Here is a 19,979-nt window from a genome sequence, read left to right as displayed (position 1 = left end):
AGATGTTCCGCCCTCGCAATGCGGCGGCGGGACATCTCGCGACATAAGAGGACCTAGCATGCAGCCGACTGCCGCCATATCCCCAGCTGAGGACTATCGCCCGTCAGAGGGTGACCGACCCGCATTGCTTTCGCTTCGGGGCATCGGCAAGGCCTATGGCAGCACCCGTGCCAATGACAATCTCACGCTGGACGTCCACCCCGGCGAGGTCATCGGCCTGATCGGCGCCAACGGTGCAGGCAAGAGCACCCTGATGCGCATCGTCTGCGGTGTGACGCGGCCGGACGAGGGCTCGGTGCACTGGAACGGCACTGCCCTCGATCCCCACAGGTTCTCGGCGCGTGTTGCGCAGAGCCAGGGCGTCCGGATCGTCTGGCAGGAACTGTCGCTTTGCGGCAATCTCAGCGTCGCTGACAATTTCTACGTTGAACGCCCGGAGCTTGCCGGCCGCCGTCCGCTATGGCGCCGCGTCTATCACAACCTCGCCCGCGCCAGCATCGAGGCGATCTTTCCCGGCGCACAAGTTTCCACCAGCGCGCTCGTCGCCGATCTCAGCCTTGCCGAACGGCAGATGGTCGAAATTGCCCGCGTCGCCGCCGACCCTTCGCTGCGCCTCCTCATCCTCGATGAGCCGACGTCCTCGCTTGGCGCCGAGCGCAGCGCGCAGCTTCGCCGCTACATCCGGCAGCGAGCGTCGGAAGGCCTGGCCACCATCTTCATCAGCCACAAACTGGCGGAGGTGCTGGACGTATCGGACCGCGTCATCGCGATGCGGAACGGGCAGATCGTCTGGCGCGCGATTTCGGCAGAGGCCTCCGTTCCGCAAATGGTGGAGGCGATGGGCGGCCCCGGCGCGCACGACACACCGCAGCGCGAAGCGCGGAGCGGAGCGGCCGCCACGGGCGACGCTCTCGTGACGCTCGATCGCTCCCGCACAACGGAACAGGTGGGGGCTCTCCTACTCCGGAGTGGTGAAGTTGTCGGCCTCGCCGGCCTCGAAGGCAGCGGCCAGCGAGCTCTGCTCCAGGCTCTCTTCTCGCAGCCCCGGACGAGCGGCCTCAAACCCGGAAGCCGCGTCCGCTACATATCCGGCGATCGGGCCAATGAGGGCGTCTTTCCGCTCTGGACGGTGCTGCAGAATATTTCCATCGGCAGCATTGCGGCACGCGGTCCTTTCGCTGCGGTTCGCGATGCAGTCGAACGCCCCGCCGCTGCCTCGCTTGCCGCAAGGCTTCGGCTCGATGAAAATCGCCTCGGCTCGAAAATTCTGGAACTCAGCGGGGGCAACCAGCAGAAGGCGCTCGTTGCCCGGGCACTCGCTGATGATTTCGACGTCCTTTTGCTCGACGACCCCACTCGCGGCGTCGATATAGGGGCGAAGCGTGACTTCTATCGCCTGGTGCGAGAGATCGCGAAGGCCGGCCGCCTCGTGATCTGGTATTCGACCGAAGATCTCGAATTCCTGGAATGCGACCGCGTCTTCGTCTTTTCCAAGAACCGCATCATCCGGGAACTGCACGGAACGGACATTGACGAGGACACCATCGTCGCATCGTCCTTTGCCGAGCACGGAAAGACGAGCGAAGAACCGGGACAGGACGGAAACGCGCCGCGACGCCTCGGCCCCACGATCATGAAGGCCATCCCGTTTGCCAGCCTTATCCTCGTCTTCGCCGCGATGTCGATGAAGAACCCGCTGGTCGCATCCTCCTTCGGCCTGGAACTCCTTCTGGCACCTGCCGTGCCGCTCGTGCTCATCGCCCTTGCCCAGATGTTCGTGGTGGGCGGCAGTGAGATCGATCTTGGCGCGGGCGCCTTTGCCGGCCTCGTCAACGTCATCAGCGCTACGCTGCTGGTGGCCAGCCCCTTCCTCGGCGCTGCGGCGCTAACGGCCGGCCTTGCCGGCTATGCCCTCATGGGCATCCTCATCCAGGCGCGCGCCATCCCTGCCATCGTCGTGACGCTCGGCGCATCCTTCATCTGGATCGGGACGGGGCAGACGCTGCAAGCGTCTCCCGGAGGCAGCAGTCCGGAATGGCTGACGGCGCTGTTTTCGTGGAGCATTCCGGGATTGCCGCCCCCCCTCGCTCTCATCCTCCTCGCGGCCGCGGCCGCGCTCTTCGTCGACGGATCGGCCCTCGGCACCATCCTGCGCGGGTTCGGCGCCAATGCTTCGGCGCTTACACGTGCGGGCTGGTCGCCCGTCCGATACGCCGTCTATCGCTATGCAATCGCCTGCATCTTCGCAATGGTGGCCGGGCTCTATGTCACCGCCACCAACAATGCCAGCGATATCAATGCGAGCTCATCCTTTACGCTTCTGAGCATTGCTGCGGTCGTCATGGGGGGATGCCAGCTGCTCGGCGGCATGATCGCGCCGGCTGGCGTCGTAGCAGGGGCCGTGACGCTCTCCCTGATCGGCGCGCTTCTCGCCTCCCTCGGGGTCAGCACAGATGTAAACGCCGCCGTCCAGGGAGGATTGCTGATCCTGATCCTCGGGTTCCAGGCGCTTCTCGTCAGGAGGCACAGAAATGCTTGATCAGATCGCGGAGCGCCGCTGGGTCCTGCCGCTTGCCGGCATCCTGCTGTTATGGGCAGCCCTCGTCATGCTGACGGAGCGCTTGAGCATCTACAGCCTGACGGGCGTGGCGACCTCAGCGTCCTTTCTGCTGTTTCCGGCCCTTGGCCAGATGCTCGTCATCACGACGGGCCGCGGCAACATCGATCTTTCGATCCCGAGCACCGTGACCTTGAGCGCCTACATCTCGGTCGTGATGTCAGGCGGCACCGATGCCGGCCTTCCGGCGGCCACCGGCGCCGTCCTTGGCACCGCGCTGGCGATAGGCCTCGTCAACGCGGGACTTGTCGTCCTGATGCGCATCCCGGCCATGATCGCGACGCTTGCAACCGGCTACATCCTTGCATCCCTCACCCTCGTCGTGAATGCGATGGTGACGCGCATGGGGACACCGCCCCTTCTGGCATGGCTTGCTACCGCCAAAATCGGCGGCTTCCCGCTGATCTTCCTCATCGTACTGGCCCTGACCATCCTCATCGGCCTGATGCTTGGCTTTTCCGCCCATGGTCGAAAGCTGCTCGCGCTCGGCCAGAGCGTCCAGGCCGCACGCCTCACCGGCATCCGCACCGGCCGCATCGTCTGCTCGACATTCGTGACAAGCGCACTTCTCTCCGCACTGACCGGAATGCTGCTTTCCGGCTACGCCGCAGGTGCATTTCTCGAGATGGGCACGCCGTATCTGTTGCAATCCGTCGGCGCCGTCGTGCTCGGCGGAACCTTGATCGCCGGCGGCAGTGCAACTGCAATGGGCACGCTCTTCGGGGCGGTTCTTCTCGTGATGATCGTTACCACCCTGCAGATCGCGGGGTTGCCCCCCGGTATCCAGGATATTCTTCAGGGCGTCGTCATCATCGCCGTTCTCGCCGTGGCCGGCCCGGGAGGGAGGATGCGATAGAAGTCTTTCACCGCCTCCCGATCTCGGACCGGGAGGCAAGTACGCCCGAACTTCCGGCCCGGAAATTGGGGGGTTCTGACGCCAAAGATCATCGAGAGCACAGTACACTCGTATGATAAGCCTATAAGCATACATCTTCGCGGGGAGTCTGAGGAGGACCCCCGCCCAACTGGGAGGAATCTTCATGTTCAGACGTCTGTTGTGCGCCGCCGCACTTGCAACCACACTGGCGCTTCCTGCCGCTGCCGAAACCGTCATCAAAGCAGGGCACGGCACAACGACGGGCCACCCGACGCATTTCGCGCTCGTTCGCTTTGCCGAACTCGTGAGCGAAAAGACGAATGGTGAAGTGAAAGTCGAAGTCTACCCCGACCGCCAGCTCGGCGAAGAACGCGAAATGGTCGAGGGGCTGCAGTTCGGCTCCGTCGACATGGCGGTCGTCTCGACCGGCCCGCTTCTGGCCTTTGCGCCGGAGATCGGCATTGTCGACCTGCCTTTCCTTTTCCGAGATTCCCCGCACGTCTATGCAACGCTCGACGGCGATGTGGGCAAGGACCTGCTTGGCAAGTTTGACACCAGGGGCATTCACGGTCTGGCCTGGTGGGAGAACGGCTGGCGCCACCTGACGGCGAAGAAGGAAATCTCCAAGCCGGAAGACCTGACGGGCCTCAAGCTGCGGACCATGCAGAACCCGGTGCACATGGCCGCCTTCGAGAAACTTGGCGCATCTCCCGTGCCCATGGTCTGGGGTGAGGTTTTCACCAGCCTTGGCCAAGGCGTCATTGATGCGCAGGAAAACCCGATTACGGTCATCTACGTCAATTCGCTCTGGGAAGTTCAAAGCCATCTCATGCTGACCGGACACGTCTATGGCCCGCATGTTGCGCTTTTCAGCAAGATGAAATGGGACAGCCTGACGCCGGAACAGCAGGCGGCCGTCTCCGAAGCAGCCGCCGAGGCAACCGGATTTCAGCGCGAGAAGGCTGCCGAGCTTGAGAAGGATTATCTCGCCAAGCTGAAGGAAAAGGGCATGACGGTGGTCGAAATCGACACCACGTCGTTCCGGGATGCGCTTCGCGATCTTGCGGCGTCGCAACAGAACATCGACCCGGCCCTTCTGGAAAAGATCCAGTCGGTTCAATAGCGCAAGGCCCAACCACGACCTTCTCGGGCGGTGGCGCAGGCTTGCGCCACCGCCCCAATAAAAAGATGGGACGCTTATGCTCATAACTGGCTGGAAATGGATCGAACGCCTGATGCAGGCTCTGCTGATCATCGGGGTCGCCATCATGGTCGTCGCCTGCCTCGGGCAGGTGGTTGCCCGGTATTTCTTTCATCACCCGCTGAACTGGACCGAGGAACTGGCACGGTTCATCTTCGTCTGGGTGAGCTATCTCGCCGCATGGCTCGCCTGGAAATACCGGCTGCATATCGCGGTCGACGCCGTCATTTACATCGACAGCCCGGAGCTTCATCGCTGGTCCAGAATGCTGGTCGAGGGCCTCGTGCTGGCGCTCTGCGTCTACACGTTCTGGACCAACATTTCCCTGATCCGCCTCGCGCTGACCCAGCCCTCGCCGATCCTGCAGATACCAATGGGGTGGATCTATGCCGGCTACAGCGTGATGACCCTGTTGATCGCCTGCGACATTGTCAGTGCCTGGATCACGGGCAAGCGCGACAGCGCGCTCGATCTTTCGGAGAAAACACAGTGACGGCAATCCTCGGCCTGGGGTTCATCGCCCTTCTTCTCATTAACGTCCCGGTTTCCTTTGCCTTGATCCTGGCCTCGCTCGCCGCCATCCTCTACGGCGGGATCCCGCCGGCGCTGGTAGGGCAGCGCATGACGGCCGCAATCGACAGCTTTATCCTGCTGTCCATTCCCTTTTTCCTGCTGGCAGGTCATCTCATGTCCAAGAGCGGGATTGCGCGAGACATCATGAATCTCGCCAACGCGACCCTGGGTTGGATGCGCGGCGGCCTCGCCCATGCGAGCATTGGCGGCGGCACGATTATGGGCGGCATGACTGGCTCGGCCGTCGCCGAGGCATCCTCCATCGGTGGCGTCATGATCCCCGAAATGGTCAATAAGGGCTTCGCACGCAGCTTCTCGGCTGCCGTCGTGGCGTCCGGTTCGCTCATCTCGGTTCTCATCCCCCCTTCGGTACCGCTGATCATATTCGGCGTGGTGACCGGTGCATCGGTCAGCAGGCTCTTCGTCGGGGGGCTCGTACCGGGTCTGCTCATGGCCGCGACGCTGATCACTGTGGCTTGGCTCTGCTCGGTCGGTGCCGGATATCCCCGGGGGCCGAAGCCGCAGTTTGCCTCGTTCCTCAAGGCCTTCCGCGCCAGCTTGTGGGGCCTCGTCATGCCGGTCATCATCATCGGCTCCATTCGCTACGGCATCGCCACCCCGACGGAAGCGTCCGTCATCGCCGTCGCATATGCACTCGTTGTTGGCATGGTGGTGTACCGTACAATCCACGTCCGGGACCTGCCGCGCATCGTGCTCGACGCGGCAATGACGACCGGGATCGTGATGCTGCTGATCGCCGGCGCAACACTCTATGGGCTGATCATTACCCGTGAGCAGATACCGCAGCAGGCAGCCGAGATGATCCTGCAGATCACCACGAATCCGCAGATCCTCCTCCTGCTCATCCTCGCGCTCTATCTGGTTGCCGGTGCCGTCCTGGATCTCGGAGCCGCAATCATCATTCTCGTGCCGGTCCTCTGGCCCCTTACGCAGAAGGTAGGCATCGACCCGGTCCATTTCGGCATCATAACGGTCATGGGGCTCGCAATCGGCCTAATAACTCCCCCGGTCGGCGCCAGCCTTTTCATCAGTTGCGGCATTGCAAGAGTGAATTTGCTGGAAGGCTCCAAAGCTGTCTTGCCGTTCGTTGTGGCGCTCGCCGCGCTGGCTGTACTCGTTATCTTCGTCCCTGCGATCGCGACGTGGTTGCCATCTCGAATGTGAACGTCGCCCCTCATATCTCCCCCGGTCATTAAGAAGGCTGTCGATGCGGATCGGCAGCTCCCGGAGCGCTTCCCGGTCGCGGGATCCTCGGACCGGTTGGAAGGTCCTCGAACGACGTTCGCTTGCGCCACTTGGCGCCGTCTTCTGATTGATGCCATAGCGCTTGGAAGCGTCCTCACGGCCTTCTTTCGGTTGCAATGGAAAAATGCCTGTTTCAAAGGCAGCTGGTGATGCCACCGTCGACATAGAGTATGTGACCGGTGACGAAGCTCGATGCGGCCGATGCCAGGAATACGGCGGCCCCTGCCAGCTCGCCGGTATCGCCCCAGCGGCCAAGCGGCGTTCTCTGCTCGAGCCATGTCGAGAACTTCTCGTCCGAAACCAGCGCACTGTTCAGTTCCGTCTTGAAGTAGCCCGGCGCAAGCCCGTTGACGCGGATGCCGTATCGGCCCCAGTCGAGCGCCATGCCCTTAGTCAGCATTTTGAGCCCGCCTTTAGACGCAGCATAGGGCGCGATCGAGGGACGCGCGAGTTCGCTCTGCACAGAACAGATATTGATTATCGTCCCCTCGCGGCGTTCGATCATCCCCTGAACGACCGCCTGGCCGACGAGAAAGGCACTCGTCAGATTGGTTTCGATGACGCGCCTGAAGGCATCTTCCGGGAATTCGTGAAGCGGCGTGCGGTGCTGTATTCCGGCATTGTTGACCAGAATGTCGATACGGCCTCGCTCGGCGAGAATATCGGCCACCGCTTGGCCGATCTCGGCCGACTTGGTCACGTCGAAGGCCGAGGCTCCCACGGTGAAGCCGTGCTCTTCGAGTTCCGCCCGTGCACCGGCAAGGCGCGCCTCGTCGCGACCGTTGAGGATGACTGACGCCCCCGCCTCGCAAAGAGCGCGCGCCATGGTGAGGCCGAGCCCGCCGCTCGATCCGGTAATAAGGGCAATCCGGCCGCTCAGATCGAAAAGTGCGGGAAGGCCATTTATCCGCGGCGCGGCGTTTGAGGCACCATCTATCATGTGTCGGGCTCCTTGGGCGGGCGTGCCACTCTCGGCACGGGGGGCATGGCGCAGCTTTGGCTCCGCTGCCACCCCGAACATAGGAGCAAACAGGGCGGCGGTACAGTTCCTGACCGGCGGGCCGGCAAAGTCCTCGGGTCGGCCCCAGAGGCCGGCGGGGATGCGCGCGAGAAAGCAGAACATTCCCAAAGGCTTGCTGTCGCGCGGCGGGAATCCTCGCGAGGGTTGGCTGACGATTTCCTGCCGATCTGCGTGCAGCGTCAGTCTCGGTGACCGTGGTCGCCGAGGAAGGTCCTGGCGATTTCGGAGACGATATCCGGGAGAACCCCGAAGGCATAGGGTTCATGGACGCGCTCGAACTTCTGGTGGAACTCTCGTCCCCAAGGCCCGAGATTGACTGTCGGGAACCGCAGCGCGTTCTCGGGTGGCCGATCGACCAGGCGCGCGATCGGGGTGTTGTCCGAAACGACCTGGCTGCCGCTTGCGGCAAGCCCGAGGAAACTCATGTCCGAGATTCCGTAGAAATGCGGCTTCCAGACGAGGCTTCGCGCGGGATCGTTGCCAAGACCGGCACGGGCTTTCTCGATCGCCTGATCAAGGGAGCGGTCGTTCCCTTCGGTCAGGCGCAGATGGCTGGGCGGATACTGCAGGCCGGAGAAGCCGATGACGATGGCGGGGCCGGAAAGGCGCGCGAGACCGACGAGCCACTCCGTCAGTTGCCGCGTAGCGACGAGCGGATTGTCGCTCTGAGAGAATTCTCGTTCCTTCTCGGCATAGAGGGCTTCAAAGCCGTCTCCGAAGACGCGTGCTGCCGCCGCCCGCAAATCCTTGAACGACAGGAGGCGCGGCCTCGCCGGTATGGCGCCCGCACTTCCGCCGACGAGCTTGCCGTATTCCGCCGACTGTGCCGCAAACTTCTCGACGGCCTCGTTCGCCCCGGTCAGCACTTCCTCTCGGAAGCGCGCAAAGAGTGCGTCCGCCGTCATCGAATGGTAGAGCCAGTTGAAAGCGATCCAGAAACGCTCCGGCGTCGTCACTTCGTAACCGTCGCGCAGATCCTTCGCCTCGAGGCAGATCGGCGGCGGCGAGATGTCGTTGTCGTCTCGATCCGCCAGAGAGGCGTTCCCTTCCAGGCGTGCCAGGATCCCAGCCGCGATGGCCTGTGCGCTCACCCCTTCGAACGGATAGCTCGCATGAGAGCTGCAGCCGATCACCAGGGCAAAGGGTAGAAGCTTGCCAATCGTGCCGGCGTAGACGGCCCGTCCTTCGCTGCCGTCGCCCTGATCCGAGGTCACGTCGAGGTTGATGCCCCCGGCGATTTCGATGTCGAAATCCCTGACCAGACCGGGCAACGCATCCCGGAGCGATCGCATTCCCCGGCTTTCGCGTTCCTCGTCGGGGGTGGCGACCAGCATGAGATTGCCCTGTCGGTCCGTGTCGGCCGCGAATTGTTCGAGACAGGCGATGGCCACGGCGAGTCCGCTCTTCATGTCGAGCAGACCGCGGCCGGGGAGGAAGTCGCCACTCGCCAGATCCTGCAAGGCCCGCTCTTCCTGTTCGGATCGGTCGGTGCGCGCCGACAGGCTTTCGATGAGTGCATCCTTGAGCGCCAGGCTGTCGCATGCGAGGGCCTTGAGCTCGTGATAGTTGTCGGTCGAAACCGTGTCAAAATGGCCGGCCATGACCAGCGTTCGCTTACCCGTGCCGCGAACGAGCGCAACGACATTGCGGGTCAGCGGTTCGCCGTGACTTGCGACGAGGCGCAGGTCCTGCGGATGCTCCCGAAAATAGGGGAGTTCGCCAAGAAGACCATGGAGGCGATCCGCGAAGGATGCTTCACCCGGCGTGCCGGTTTCGCTCGGCCAGGACGTCATGCGCAGAGCGAATTGCCGGACGCGCTTGCTGTCGATCCGACTTCCAGCCCGAGAGGCAGTCTTTTCTTGTGCACTCGTCATCGCAATTCTCCGTCTTCAGTTCGACAGGTACCTTCGAAAGAGCCCACGCATTCGGTCTTCACCAACGGTGCGGGGGACATGATTGCGTTGGAACTGAACGAGCTGATCTCGACGGTACGGGTAACTGACGGTGTCTCGAAAAGCGAGACCTTTATGATGCTGGGACGCGCTTGGTCGGAAAGGTCCGGTGACCCGATGGTTTGGCCGCCACACCGGCGCGGCCTTTTTCAGCACGCGCTTTCGCATAGCGCGAGAGGCCGATCTTGATGCCGACCAGCACGGGGGCGGCGATGACGAAGAGGAGGGCGATCGCGTTGAAGGCGGTGTCGAAGGCGATTACGGTGGACTGACTTGCCACAGCCCGGCCGAGGAGGCTCGCCGCCCCGCGGCTTGCGGCAGCCGCGTCCATTCCTTTTGCCGTCAGCATGCCAGCGGTGGTCGTCAGCCGCTCGGCGACCCTGGGGGCTCCTGCGGTGACGCTGGCGCCGAGGACTGCGAGGTTGTGGGAGACGTTGTGCTCGATCAGCGTCTGGAGTGCGCCGACCCCTGCGAGGCCGCCGAGCTGGCGGCCCGTATTGAAGAGGCCGATGCCGGAGGCGAGATTGCGGCTGTTGAGATTGCTGAAAGCGATCAGGGTGATGGACAGGAAAAGGAAGCCAAGGCCGGCACCGCGCAAAAGGAGGGCAGCCATCATGTCGCCCGCGCCGCTTTCGCTGGTCGACCCGGAAAGCATCCACATCGCCGCCATGATCATCAGGATGCCGAAGGGCACGGTGGCGACAGGAGGAACACGGCGGAGCTGCATGAGAAAGGCGGCGATGAGGAGCGCACCGATGAAGAGCGCACCGCTCGGCAACAGGAGCTGCCCGGCGTCTGTCGGCGTGAAGGCAAGGACGGCCACGGCAAAGGACGGGATCAGGAACGCGCTCCCGAACAATGCGGCGCCGGCGACGAAACTGACGATGAAGGCGAAGCAGAAATCCTCCGTTTCGAACAGGGTAAAGTCCAACAGGCCCTGTCCCTCGGCGAGCACCTGCTGACCGAGAAAGGCCAGAAGCGTGGCTGTACCGATCACGGCCAGCCACAGGATCCGGGGCTCTTCCAACCAGTCCCACCGGCTGCCCTGGCTGAACACGTAGGTGAAACAGAAGAGCGCAATGGAAATCAGGGACAAGCCGATCCAGTCGAACGGCCGCCGCCCGCCTCGTGCGGGCATCGGGGCTTGCGCGATTAGCAGAAGCCCGGCAGCCGCCAGCGCCAGCGGAACGATGCTGAAGAAGATCCATGTCCAGGACTGGCTATCGAGCAGCCAGCCCTGGAGCGCCGGGGCGATCGTCGCGGGAGCGACGACGGACCCCATCGCGAACAGGGCCTGGAGGACCGGCTGGCGGGACCGCGGAAAAGCGAGAAAGATGATCGCCTGGCCTCCAACGAGCAGGGTGCCGCCGGAAAAGCCCTGAATCATTCGAAGGGCGACGAGAAGGTCCAGCCGGGCCGTCATGGCGGCGATGCCGCACGCCATGCCCATTACCAGTGTCGAGCCGACGATCAGACTGCGCGGATCGAAGCGGTTCATCAGCCACGAGGCGGCCATGAACCCGATAAGCTTGAAAGCCGTGTAGCCGACATCCAACCAGGCGAACTCGTCGGGCGTCGCATATGTGTCGCCGATGATATCGCCGCGCCCGAGCGAGAGCACGGTGCTGGCGATCGCCTCGGTCAGCGTCGCAAGGACTATGCCGGCGACGAGAAGACCGCCTGCCATGGATGTGTCGCGGCCCGGCGTGGCGGTGGCGATGGTCATGAACCGCTCTCCAGATCGATCTCGACGCGCGCCGACAGGCCCGGCACGAGGCGGCCCGACAGCGGATTGCCGGCAAACCGGATCTTCACCGGAACGCGTTGGACGACGCGGACGAAGTTCCCCGTGGCGTTGTCTGCGGGCAGCAGGCTGAAGGCAGAGCCGCTGCCGGGCGCAAAACTGTCGACCACGCCTTCAAGCGTTCCGCTCGGGTAACCATCGATGGTGATGCTGGCACGCTGACCGGGCCGGATATTTTCGAGCTGGGTTTCCTTGAAATTCGCGACGATCCATACATTGCCGAGCGGAACGATATCGAGCAGCGAAGCGCCCGGCGCAACGAGCCGGCCGACGCGGACCTGCCGGTTGCCGATGACGCCGCCGACGGGCGCGCGCACCACGGTGCTCTCGAGATCGATCCCGGCGAGGTCGCGCGCGGCCTCCGCCTGCGCCACCGCAGCAACCGCGGCTTCGCGTTGTGCGGCAAGCACGGCGATGCGCTGCTGCTGAGCCTCCACCGTTGCGGAAGCCGCCAACAGGTTCGCCTCGGCCCTCGATTTCGCCGCGTCGCTTTCATCGACATGTGCCTGGCTGATAGTGTTGCTGCGGATAAGCTCGCGGCGGCGGTCAGAGGCCTTGGTCGCCAAGTTCAACTCGGCCACGACCGAACGTCGCTGCGCTTCGGCCTGGCGGATCAGGGAATGCTGAAGCGCCATCTCCGCATCGACGTTGGCCAGCCTCGCCTTGGCCGCTTCGACATTGGCCACCGCTTGCGCGAGCTTTGCGCGGTAGTCCCGATCGTCGATCCGGAAGAGCACCTCACCCGCCCGGACCGCCTGGTTGTCCTCGACTTCGACCGCCGTGACGTAGCCCGCGACCTTTGGGGCAATCGCGGTAACATCCCCCCGGACATAGGCGTTGTCTGTCGACGCCGCTCCGCTCTCGCGGGCCCAGGCCCATCCGGCAACCACGACGACGGCCGCCCCCAGGCACAGCGCCAGGCCGATCATCTTTTTCCTGTCGGGTCGTACCACGGCGACACCGTTCCCGGACCTTGCGCCGGTGATGATCGCGATCTTGTCCTCGAGCGATTTCATCTTCTCAATTCCTGTTGGTGCCGGTTGCCGCAGCCCTGCCGCAGGGGTCTGCGCCAGAGCTGCAGCGTTGATGAGCGCTCTTCCCATTCACTCCTTGAGGGGTGTCGTCAGCTCCGTTTCCTCGGTGTCGAGAACGAACACCGCCAGCAGCCGTGCAGGTTCGGTATCGCTGGCATTCGCACTGACTTGATGTCGGGAGCCTGGATCTTCGTAGAAGTTTTCGCCGACCTGATAGACCTTTTCCGGGGAGCCGTTGACGCTGCTGCGGATCGCGCCTTCGAGCACCGTCGCATAGATGAAGGCGGACTTCGGATGCGTGTGGGCGGGCGACCCGCCGCCCGGTCCGTATTCGACAAGGACGCCCCGCATGCTTTTGCCGGGCACGTTCGGAAGGGCGTGATCGAATACGACGGTCACCTTGCCGGCAGGCCGGTCGCCTGCCGAGGCTGCAGTGAACGAGAGCGCTGCAAGAGCAACGGCCGAGAGAAATCGCGTGAACATTTCAGTTCTCCTTTGAGAGCGCTTGTGGTGTCGGCGCAGCCCGGTGCCGCGTCCGCTTTTCGACTGTTTGCGGGAGCCTCAGCCCGCGGCCTGGCGGCCGAGCCAATCCTCGAAGCGGATCGCGCCGAGGCGCGGGTTCTTGCCGGGGGTCAGCGATTGATCGTCAAGCACGGCGCCGAAGTAGCGCGCGTGGACATCGGGCAGGACCTTGCGCGGGTCCTCGGTCTGCCTCAGGAAGTGCCTGACCAGTTCATCGAGCGGTATCGCCTCGGGCCCGGCGACTTCGAGCGTGCCGTTGACCGGCGGTGCGACCGCAACCTCGGCGAGCGCTGCCACCACGTCGTCGGAGGCGATCGGCTGGATCAGCGCCGGCGACAGGCGTATCTCGTCGCCGACGGCGGCCGACTCGGCAATGCCGCCGACGAACTCGAAGAACTGCGTGGCACGCAGGATGGTGTAGGGAATGCCGGATGCCTTGATGAGGTTTTCCTGCGCGACCTTCGCACGGAAATATCCGTTGTCGGGAAGACGTTCGCTGCCGACGATCGACAGGGCAATATGGTGGCGGACGCCGGCGGCAGCTTCCGCAGCCAGCAGGTTGCGCCCCGACGTCTCGAAGAATTCGAGGACGGCCTTGTCCTCCCACACCGGCGCGTTCGCCACATCGACGACGACATCCGCACCGTCCAGAGCCCCCGCGAGGCCCTCGCGGGTGATGGTGTTCACGCCCGTGTTGGGGGAGGCAGCGAGCACATCGTGGCCGCGCTCGCGAAGGTTCTTCACAAGTTTCGATCCGATGAGGCCGGTGCCTCCGATAACGACGATCTTCATCGCTAGTCTCCGCTTCTCTCGACTGCAACCATTGCCGTCGGTCTGAAGAAAGAGTGCCTGCGCGCGTCAGGGAAGTCCCTGTGGCGGGCTTGAATTGCCCTTCAAGGAAGCTTGAATTTTCGTCCAAAGAACGGTTGCTCGACCGGCATGCCTTGCTGCCGGCGGAGCAGCCAGTTACGCGATGGCGTGCTATCAGATATTATTCGCCGGTTGTCCGGATAGCGAACCGAAGGCAATCGGCCAGGGGATGCCGAAGTGCAATTCATGTTTGGAGACTACGTGCTCGACCAGGAGCGCCGGGAACTCACCCGGCGCGGAGAGGTCGTGTCCGTCGGACCGCAGGTCTTCGACCTCCTGCTGCATCTCGTCGGCACCCGCGACCGCGTCGTGAGCAAGGACGAGTTGCTCCAGGCGGTGTGGGGCGGCCGCATCGTCTCGGAATCGACGATCACCAGCCACATCAATGCGGTTCGCAAAGCCGTGGGCGACACCGGCGGGGAGCAGCGCCTGATCCGGACGGTCGCCCGCAAGGGCTTCCGCTTCGTCGGCGACATCAGGGTCGGCGGGATCGCAGAAGTCCGACAGCCCGTCGGTGCAGGCGTCGCCTTAGAGGCCTCCGGCGGATCGGGAGAAACGCCCTCCGCGCTCGTCCTTCCGGACAAACCCTCCATCACCGTCCTGCCCTTTCAGAATCTCAGCGGCGATCCGGAGCAGGAATATTTCGCGGATGGCATCGTGGAGGACATCATCACCGCCCTTTCGCGCATCCGCTGGCTGTTCGTCATCGCGCGCAATTCGAGCTTTAGGTACAAAGGCCGGGCGGTGGAGGTGAAGGACGTCGGCAGGGAGCTTGGCGTGCGCTACGTGCTGGAAGGCAGCGTGCGCAAATCCGGAAACAGGGTGCGCATAACCGGGCAGCTCATCGACGCGACGACCGGGACGCACCTCTGGGCGGAGCGCTTCGAGGGCACCCTGGACGATATTTTCGAGCTGCAGGACCGGATGGCGGAAAGCGTCGTCGGCGCTATCGCACCGCAGGTCGAACGGGCGGAGATGGAGCGCGCCAAGCGCAAGCCGACGGAAAGCCTCGACGCCCACGACTATTATCTACGCGGAATGGCAAAACTGCACAGCGGAACCCATGAAGCAATCGAGGCCGCACTGCCCTTGTTCTATCGGGCGATCGAGCTCGATCAGGAATTTGCGTCCGCCTATGCCGGGGCGGCCTGGTGTTATTTCTGGCGCAAATTGAACGGCTGGATGGTCGATCGGGGCGAAGAAATAGCCGAGGGAGCGCGCCTGGCGCGGCGGGCGGTCGAACTCGGCCGCGACGATGCCGTAGCGCTGACGAGAAGCGGGCACGCGCTCGGACATCTCGTCGGAGACCTGGACGGCGGCATCGCGCTCATCGACAGAGCACGGCTGCTCAACCCCAACTTCGCCCCCGCCTGGTTTCTAGGCGGCTTCCTGCGCGTTTTCCGTGGTGAACCGGAGAGTGCGATCGAGCATATCGAGCACGCAGCCCGTCTGAGCCCGTTGGACCAGGAAATGTTTCGGATGCAGGCCGGAACGGCACTCGCGCATTTCTTCGCCGGCCGTTTCGATTCCGCCCTCGTCTGGGCGGAAAGGGCGCTGGGGAACCTGCCCAGCCTGCTGGTCGCGGTCGCCCTGGTGGCGGCGAGCCATGCCCTCGCCGGACGCACGGAAGAAGCGCAACGGGCGATGCAGCGCCTGCGCCGGCTCGACCCGTCGCTGCGCCTTTCCGACCTCCAGGACTGGCTGCCGATCCATCGCCCGGAGGATCTCGCGCGCTTCGCGGACGGACTGCGGCTGGCCGGGTTGCCCGAGTGACCGGATGCGGCGGAAAGCCGATGGACACACCATTTCTGGAAGTGCTTACATCTAGCCTTCGTATGTGCCGACGATCTCCGCTTCTCCAACGAGATGTTTGCAGGCCCTCTCCCAGGCTTCCGCCGCGCCCACGTCGTCGGGGATCGAAAGATTGGCCGCGTCGAGGGCGGCGAGCCTAAATCGGTAACGGTGCACGCCTGTTCCGGAAGGCGGCTGCGGCCCGTCGTAACGGGCGTTACCGAAATCGTTCTTCATGAACTTGATCCCACGTTCGGGGCCGGTATCGACGGCCTGCGGGAGCTCGGTCCAATTGCCGGGAATGTTGATAATTCCGCAATGGCGGAACAAACCGCTCACCGCATCCGGATCCTCCACGATCAACGCGAAACTCTCAGTTCCCTCGGGCGTGCCCGTCCATTTCAGCGGGGGAAACAGGTTCTCGCCGAAACGGGTGTATTTCTGCGGTATCGGCTGGCCGTCGGCGAATACGGGACTGATCAGACTGAAGGTCATCAGTTGCCTCCTTCCATGTACAAGCAAATGCCGCAGCAATCTTTGCAGGTCCGGCGGGACGCACGGCGCGGCTGCTACGGAAACGAGAGCGCGGGGCATTGCCCATTGGCGCCTCCTCGCGCGAATAGGAGAACCAAGAGCCGCGACTTGTGTTCCCGAAGGCGGCAGGCGCCGCAAATCCGGGCCGCGCGGACGGCGCCCGATAAAGCGGATAAAATTTCGCCGGACGACCGGAACTTTGATGCTCGTGATTGTGTTGATGGAGGGCACATCGGCGGCGAGTGGGCCGGTTGCAGTCAACACGTTTCCCGGAACATGAGCGATGCAGATACTGTCTGTCACGGCCGAAATTTTTCCGCTCGTCAAGACCGGCGGCCTGGCAGATGTAGCGGGATCGCTCCCCAAAGCACTCAGGGCTCATGGCATCCACACGCGCAGCTTCGTTCCGGGCTACCCCGGCGTCATGCGCGCGCTCAGCAACGCGACCCCCGTCGCCGCGTTCGAAAACCTGTTCGGCGAACGCGCCACCCTTGTTGCGGCCAGGGCTCAGGGGCTGGATCTCTTCGTGCTCGATGCGCCGGCCTTCTATGACCGGGAAGGCGCTCTCTACGTGGACAGGCATGGCCGGGAATATGCGGACAACTGGAAGCGCTTCGCCGCCTTTTCGCTGGTCGCATCGCAAATCGCGCGCGGGCTCGTTCCCAACTGGCGACCGCATATCATTCACGCACATGACTGGCACGCGGCGATGAGCCTCGTCTATCTGAAATACGCAGGCGACGACATCATTCCTCGCGTCCTGACCGTGCACAACCTTGCGTTCCAGGGGCAATTCCCGGCCCACTACTTCCCCGAGCTCGGCCTCCCGGCGGAAGCCTATTCGATCGACGGCGTCGAATATTACGGCGATATCGGGTTCCTCAAGGGCGGCCTGCAGGCAGCCGATGCGATCACGGTCGTCAGCCCCACCTATGCGCGGGAAATCATGTCTCCGGCCTTCGGCATGGGGCTCGAAGGCGTGATGAACGAGCGGCATGCGGATGTCGTGGGCATCGTCAACGGCATAGACCTGGAAGTGTGGGATCCAACCTCGGATCCCTGCATCGAGCATCACTATTCGGCACGCGTGCCGCTTCGCCGCCTGCCCAACCGGCAGGTGCTGCTCCGGCATTTCGGCCTGCCGGACACCTGCGGTCCGGTCTTCGCCAGCGTCAACCGACTGACATGGCAGAAGGGCATGGATATGCTCGCTGCGACCGCCGGCGAGATCGTCAAGAATGGCGGCACCCTGATCATCCATGGGCAAGGCGAGGAGAAGCTGGAGGCCGCATTCATGGATCTCATGCGACGGTACCCGCAAAACATAAGCGTAAGCATCGGTTATGACGAGCAGCTTGCCCACAGGATCCATGCCGGCGCGGATGCGATGCTCGTTCCGTCCCGGTTCGAGCCCTGCGGCCTCACGCAGCTTTACGCTCTGCGCTACGGCTGCGTACCGGTCGTCGCCCGCACGGGCGGCCTGTCTGAGACCATCATCGATGCCAACGATGCCGCGCTCCATGCCCATGTCGCGACGGGCATACAGTTTGCGCCCATCGACGAGGACGGGCTACGCCACGCACTGCGCCGCACCTTCCGGCTCTACCGGCTGCGACGCGTCTGGGAGGGACTTCGCCGGCAAGGTATGAAAACCGACTGCTCGTGGCATCGCAGTGCGGCCCGCTATGCGGAGCTTTACAGCGAACTCCTCAATCCCGACATGCGTCTGGTCGGCAGCGCCTGACCTGGAAATTCCAGGAAAACGGCGCAGCGGTCTTCCGTCCGGAGCTTCGAAAGCAACGGGCTGAGCATTCGGAGGAAAGCAGAAATGCGCCAGCGCGATACCGGGCGCGTGCCCTGCCTTTCCCGCAATCCGCAATTTCGCGGAATGCTATCATTCGCAAAGGTGATGAATTGATAAGCAGTGCGGCATGGATTGCGCCGCCCGAATATGCGAATGGCTGCGGCAGGCCAGAACGCCGGATTCGCTGAAGCCCGAGCTCCTGTCCGCAAATGTTCCGCGGAAAACGCGGTCCCGCTCTGAAGGAATTCGCACCCATGGCCGTCGACAGCGTCCCCGGCAACCTTTCCCGTGAAAACGGCGCCGCCCGCGCCGGCGTGGTCGTCATGCTCCTCGGCATGTTGATGTTCTCGGTGAACGACGTCATGGGCAAGTGGCTCGTCGCCACCTACTCGGTCGGGCAGGTGGTGCTGATCCGCAGCATCGCCGCTGCCCTTCTGCTGGCGCCCTTTCTGTGGGTGAGCGGCCCGAGAAAGCTCTTCACCCTCGAGCGGCCCGGCCTTCAGTTTGCCCGCGTCGTCGCCTCGACCGCGGAAGTGGTCGCGTTCTATTTCGCTGTCGTCTATCTGCCGCTGGCCGACGTCATGACCTATTGGCTGGCGGCGCCGATCTATGTCGCGGCCGTTTCGCCGCTGGTGCTGAAGGAACCTGTCGGCTGGCGGCGCTGGACGGCGATCGGCATCGGCTTTGTCGGCGTCGTCGTCGCGCTCGAACCGTCGTCACAGGCCTTCACGCTGCCGGCGGTCATCTCGATTCTCGGCAGCATGACCTTCGCCTTCATGATGATTTCCGGGCGGTCCCTGCGCGGCACTCCGGATACGACGCTTGCCTTCTGGCAGATCGTCGGTGCCGCGGTCGCCGGCCTCGTCTGGGCACCCTTCGACTGGACACCTCTCAAACCGGTCGACACGGCGCTCATCTGCCTGCTGGGCGCGGTCGCAATGATCGCCCATGTGCTCGTCAACCGGGCGCTGAAGCTCGCCGACGCCGCAACGGTCGCCCCGCTGCAGTACACGCTGCTCTTCTGGGCAATCTTCTTCGGCTGGCTGATCTTCGGCGATACGCCGCGGTTGTCGATGGTGATCGGCGCCGCCCTCATCGTCGCCTCGGGCCTCTTCATTTTCTTCCGCGAACAGCAGCTGAAAAGGCAGGGGCGGCTGAAAGGCTGAGTGCCCGTCGCCGTTCCCCGCCTGCATCAACGCGAAGAATATCGGTTATCGCGCCTATCGATTTCGCTTATGTAACATCTGTCCCTAAAGTTCTTTGGAAGCGCCGCACAAAGGCGCAACCGAGGGAACGAACATGCGAAAACTCATTCTGGCACTGGCACTCGCCGGCACTGCACTGTCTTCTTCCGCCCTTGCTGCGGAAAAGCTGAAGATCGGAACCGAGGGCGCCTATCCGCCCTTCAACTTCGTCGATTCCAGCGGCAAGATCGGCGGTTTCGACGTGGAGATCGGCCTCGCGCTCTGCGAGCGCATGAAGGTCGAGTGCGAAGTCGTCGCCCAGGATTGGGACGGCATCATTCCGGGCCTGCTTGCCAAGAAGTACGACATGATCATCGCCTCGATGTTCATCACCGAGGAGCGCAAGAAGCAGGTGGCTTTCAGCAATCCCTATTACCTCGCCGCGATGACCCATGCGGCACCAAAGGGTGCCGGCATCAACGACTTCAGCAACGAGGCGCTCAAGGGCAAGGTGATCGGCGCCCAGGCCGGCACGACCCAGGCCGACTATATCGCCGCCGTCTACCCGGATGCCGAGATCAAGCTCTATCCCACCCAGGACGAAGCCAATCTCGACATGGTCAACGGCAGGCTCGACCTGCAGGTCGGCGACATGCTGCCGCTGCTCGATTGGGTCACCAAGAATGACGACGGCAAGGGTTGCTGCGAGCTTATCGGCGAGCCGATCACCGACAAAAAATTCGTCGGCGACGGCGTCGGCATTGCTGTCCGTCAGGAGGACGACGAACTGCGCGAGAGGCTGAACAAGGCACTTGACGAGATCCGCGCCGACGGGACCTACAAGAAAATCAACGACAAGTATTTCACCATCGACGTCTATACTATGAAGTGACGGCGCATGCCTCCCATCCGGCCTGCCGGCCGGATGA

16 protein-coding genes are annotated in these 19,979 nt (G+C 63.4%); 9 read left to right on the top strand and 7 right to left on the bottom strand.

Annotated features, from left to right (window positions below; translation table 11 throughout):
• The first annotated feature begins 58 nt into the window (after window positions 1-58).
• The 5 genes from CN933_RS12085 to CN933_RS12065 all read left to right on the top strand — a co-directional run bounded on the left by CN933_RS12085 (window position 59) and on the right by CN933_RS12065 (window position 6,453).
• Window positions 59-2,539: an ATP-binding cassette domain-containing protein gene (locus tag CN933_RS12085; RefSeq protein ID WP_102761628.1), complete on the top strand. Its 2,481-nt coding sequence runs from the start codon at window positions 59-61 to the stop codon at window positions 2,537-2,539.
• On the top strand, window positions 2,532-3,473 hold the full coding sequence (locus CN933_RS12080; protein ID WP_102761627.1) for an ABC transporter permease: 942 nt from the start codon (window positions 2,532-2,534) through the stop codon (window positions 3,471-3,473). The genes CN933_RS12085 and CN933_RS12080 overlap by 8 nt, the downstream gene beginning before the upstream one ends.
• Window positions 3,474-3,657: 184 nt before the next feature.
• Window positions 3,658-4,617 (top strand): TRAP transporter substrate-binding protein, encoded by a 960-nt coding sequence (locus CN933_RS12075; protein ID WP_102761626.1) that lies wholly within the window; start codon window positions 3,658-3,660, stop codon window positions 4,615-4,617.
• Window positions 4,618-4,693: 76 nt separating this feature from the next.
• Window positions 4,694-5,188: a TRAP transporter small permease gene (locus tag CN933_RS12070; RefSeq protein ID WP_102761625.1), complete on the top strand. Its 495-nt coding sequence runs from the start codon at window positions 4,694-4,696 to the stop codon at window positions 5,186-5,188.
• A complete protein-coding gene (locus tag CN933_RS12065; RefSeq protein ID WP_018096226.1) occupies window positions 5,185-6,453 on the top strand; it encodes a TRAP transporter large permease in 1,269 nt (422 codons plus the stop codon). The genes CN933_RS12070 and CN933_RS12065 overlap by 4 nt, the downstream gene beginning before the upstream one ends.
• 214 nt (window positions 6,454-6,667) lie before the next feature.
• On the opposite strand, the gene CN933_RS12060 is transcribed toward CN933_RS12065, so the two are convergent.
• The 6 genes from CN933_RS12060 to CN933_RS12030 all read right to left on the bottom strand — a co-directional run bounded on the left by CN933_RS12060 (window position 6,668) and on the right by CN933_RS12030 (window position 13,659).
• Window positions 6,668-7,474 (bottom strand): glucose 1-dehydrogenase, encoded by an 807-nt coding sequence (locus CN933_RS12060; RefSeq protein WP_102761624.1) that lies wholly within the window; start codon window positions 7,472-7,474, stop codon window positions 6,668-6,670.
• Window positions 7,475-7,734: 260 nt separating this feature from the next.
• Complete coding sequence (locus tag CN933_RS12055) at window positions 7,735-9,429, bottom strand: M20/M25/M40 family metallo-hydrolase (protein WP_102761623.1); 1,695 nt, start codon at window positions 9,427-9,429, stop codon at window positions 7,735-7,737.
• A 151-nt stretch (window positions 9,430-9,580) separates the two neighbouring features.
• Complete coding sequence (locus CN933_RS12045; RefSeq protein ID WP_102761622.1) at window positions 9,581-11,233, bottom strand: MFS transporter; 1,653 nt, start codon at window positions 11,231-11,233, stop codon at window positions 9,581-9,583.
• Window positions 11,230-12,327, bottom strand: coding sequence for an HlyD family secretion protein (locus tag CN933_RS12040; RefSeq protein ID WP_026168731.1), 1,098 nt, complete (start codon window positions 12,325-12,327; stop codon window positions 11,230-11,232). The genes CN933_RS12045 and CN933_RS12040 overlap by 4 nt, the downstream gene beginning before the upstream one ends.
• An 87-nt stretch (window positions 12,328-12,414) precedes the next feature.
• The gene (locus CN933_RS12035) at window positions 12,415-12,828 is read right to left on the bottom strand and encodes a cupin domain-containing protein (RefSeq protein ID WP_102761621.1); all 414 of its coding nucleotides are present in this window, start codon (window positions 12,826-12,828) and stop codon (window positions 12,415-12,417) included.
• Window positions 12,829-12,906: 78 nt separating this feature from the next.
• Complete coding sequence (locus CN933_RS12030; RefSeq protein WP_102761620.1) at window positions 12,907-13,659, bottom strand: SDR family oxidoreductase; 753 nt, start codon at window positions 13,657-13,659, stop codon at window positions 12,907-12,909.
• Between the two features lie 255 nt (window positions 13,660-13,914).
• On the opposite strand from CN933_RS12030, the gene CN933_RS12025 reads away from it, so the two are divergent.
• The gene (locus CN933_RS12025; protein WP_102761619.1) at window positions 13,915-15,510 is read left to right on the top strand and encodes a winged helix-turn-helix domain-containing tetratricopeptide repeat protein; all 1,596 of its coding nucleotides are present in this window, start codon (window positions 13,915-13,917) and stop codon (window positions 15,508-15,510) included.
• A 51-nt stretch (window positions 15,511-15,561) separates the two neighbouring features.
• Here CN933_RS12025 and CN933_RS12020 read toward each other — a convergent pair whose 3' ends face one another.
• A complete protein-coding gene (locus CN933_RS12020; RefSeq protein ID WP_018096218.1) occupies window positions 15,562-16,023 on the bottom strand; it encodes a YbhB/YbcL family Raf kinase inhibitor-like protein in 462 nt (153 codons plus the stop codon).
• Between the two features lie 322 nt (window positions 16,024-16,345).
• Here CN933_RS12020 and glgA point away from each other — a divergent pair, with 322 nt between their 5' ends.
• From glgA to CN933_RS12005, 3 genes are all read left to right on the top strand, one after another.
• Window positions 16,346-17,806 carry a glycogen synthase GlgA gene (gene glgA / locus CN933_RS12015; protein ID WP_102761618.1) on the top strand — a complete coding sequence of 487 codons (1,461 nt, stop codon included), beginning with the start codon at window positions 16,346-16,348 and terminating at the stop codon, window positions 17,804-17,806.
• Window positions 17,807-18,120: 314 nt separating this feature from the next.
• The gene (locus CN933_RS12010) at window positions 18,121-19,032 is read left to right on the top strand and encodes a DMT family transporter (protein WP_026168730.1); all 912 of its coding nucleotides are present in this window, start codon (window positions 18,121-18,123) and stop codon (window positions 19,030-19,032) included.
• A gap of 133 nt (window positions 19,033-19,165) precedes the next feature.
• Window positions 19,166-19,942 carry an ABC transporter substrate-binding protein gene (locus CN933_RS12005; protein WP_102761617.1) on the top strand — a complete coding sequence of 259 codons (777 nt, stop codon included), beginning with the start codon at window positions 19,166-19,168 and terminating at the stop codon, window positions 19,940-19,942.
• Window positions 19,943-19,979 lie beyond the last annotated feature (37 nt).

This window comes from Sinorhizobium sp. M4_45 (genome assembly GCF_002885915.1).
In the GTDB taxonomy this organism is placed as follows: Bacteria; Pseudomonadota; Alphaproteobacteria; order Rhizobiales; family Rhizobiaceae; genus Sinorhizobium; species Sinorhizobium meliloti_A.
Note: the sequence above shows the minus strand (reverse complement) of the source record. Positions and strands in the feature narration are given on the sequence as shown.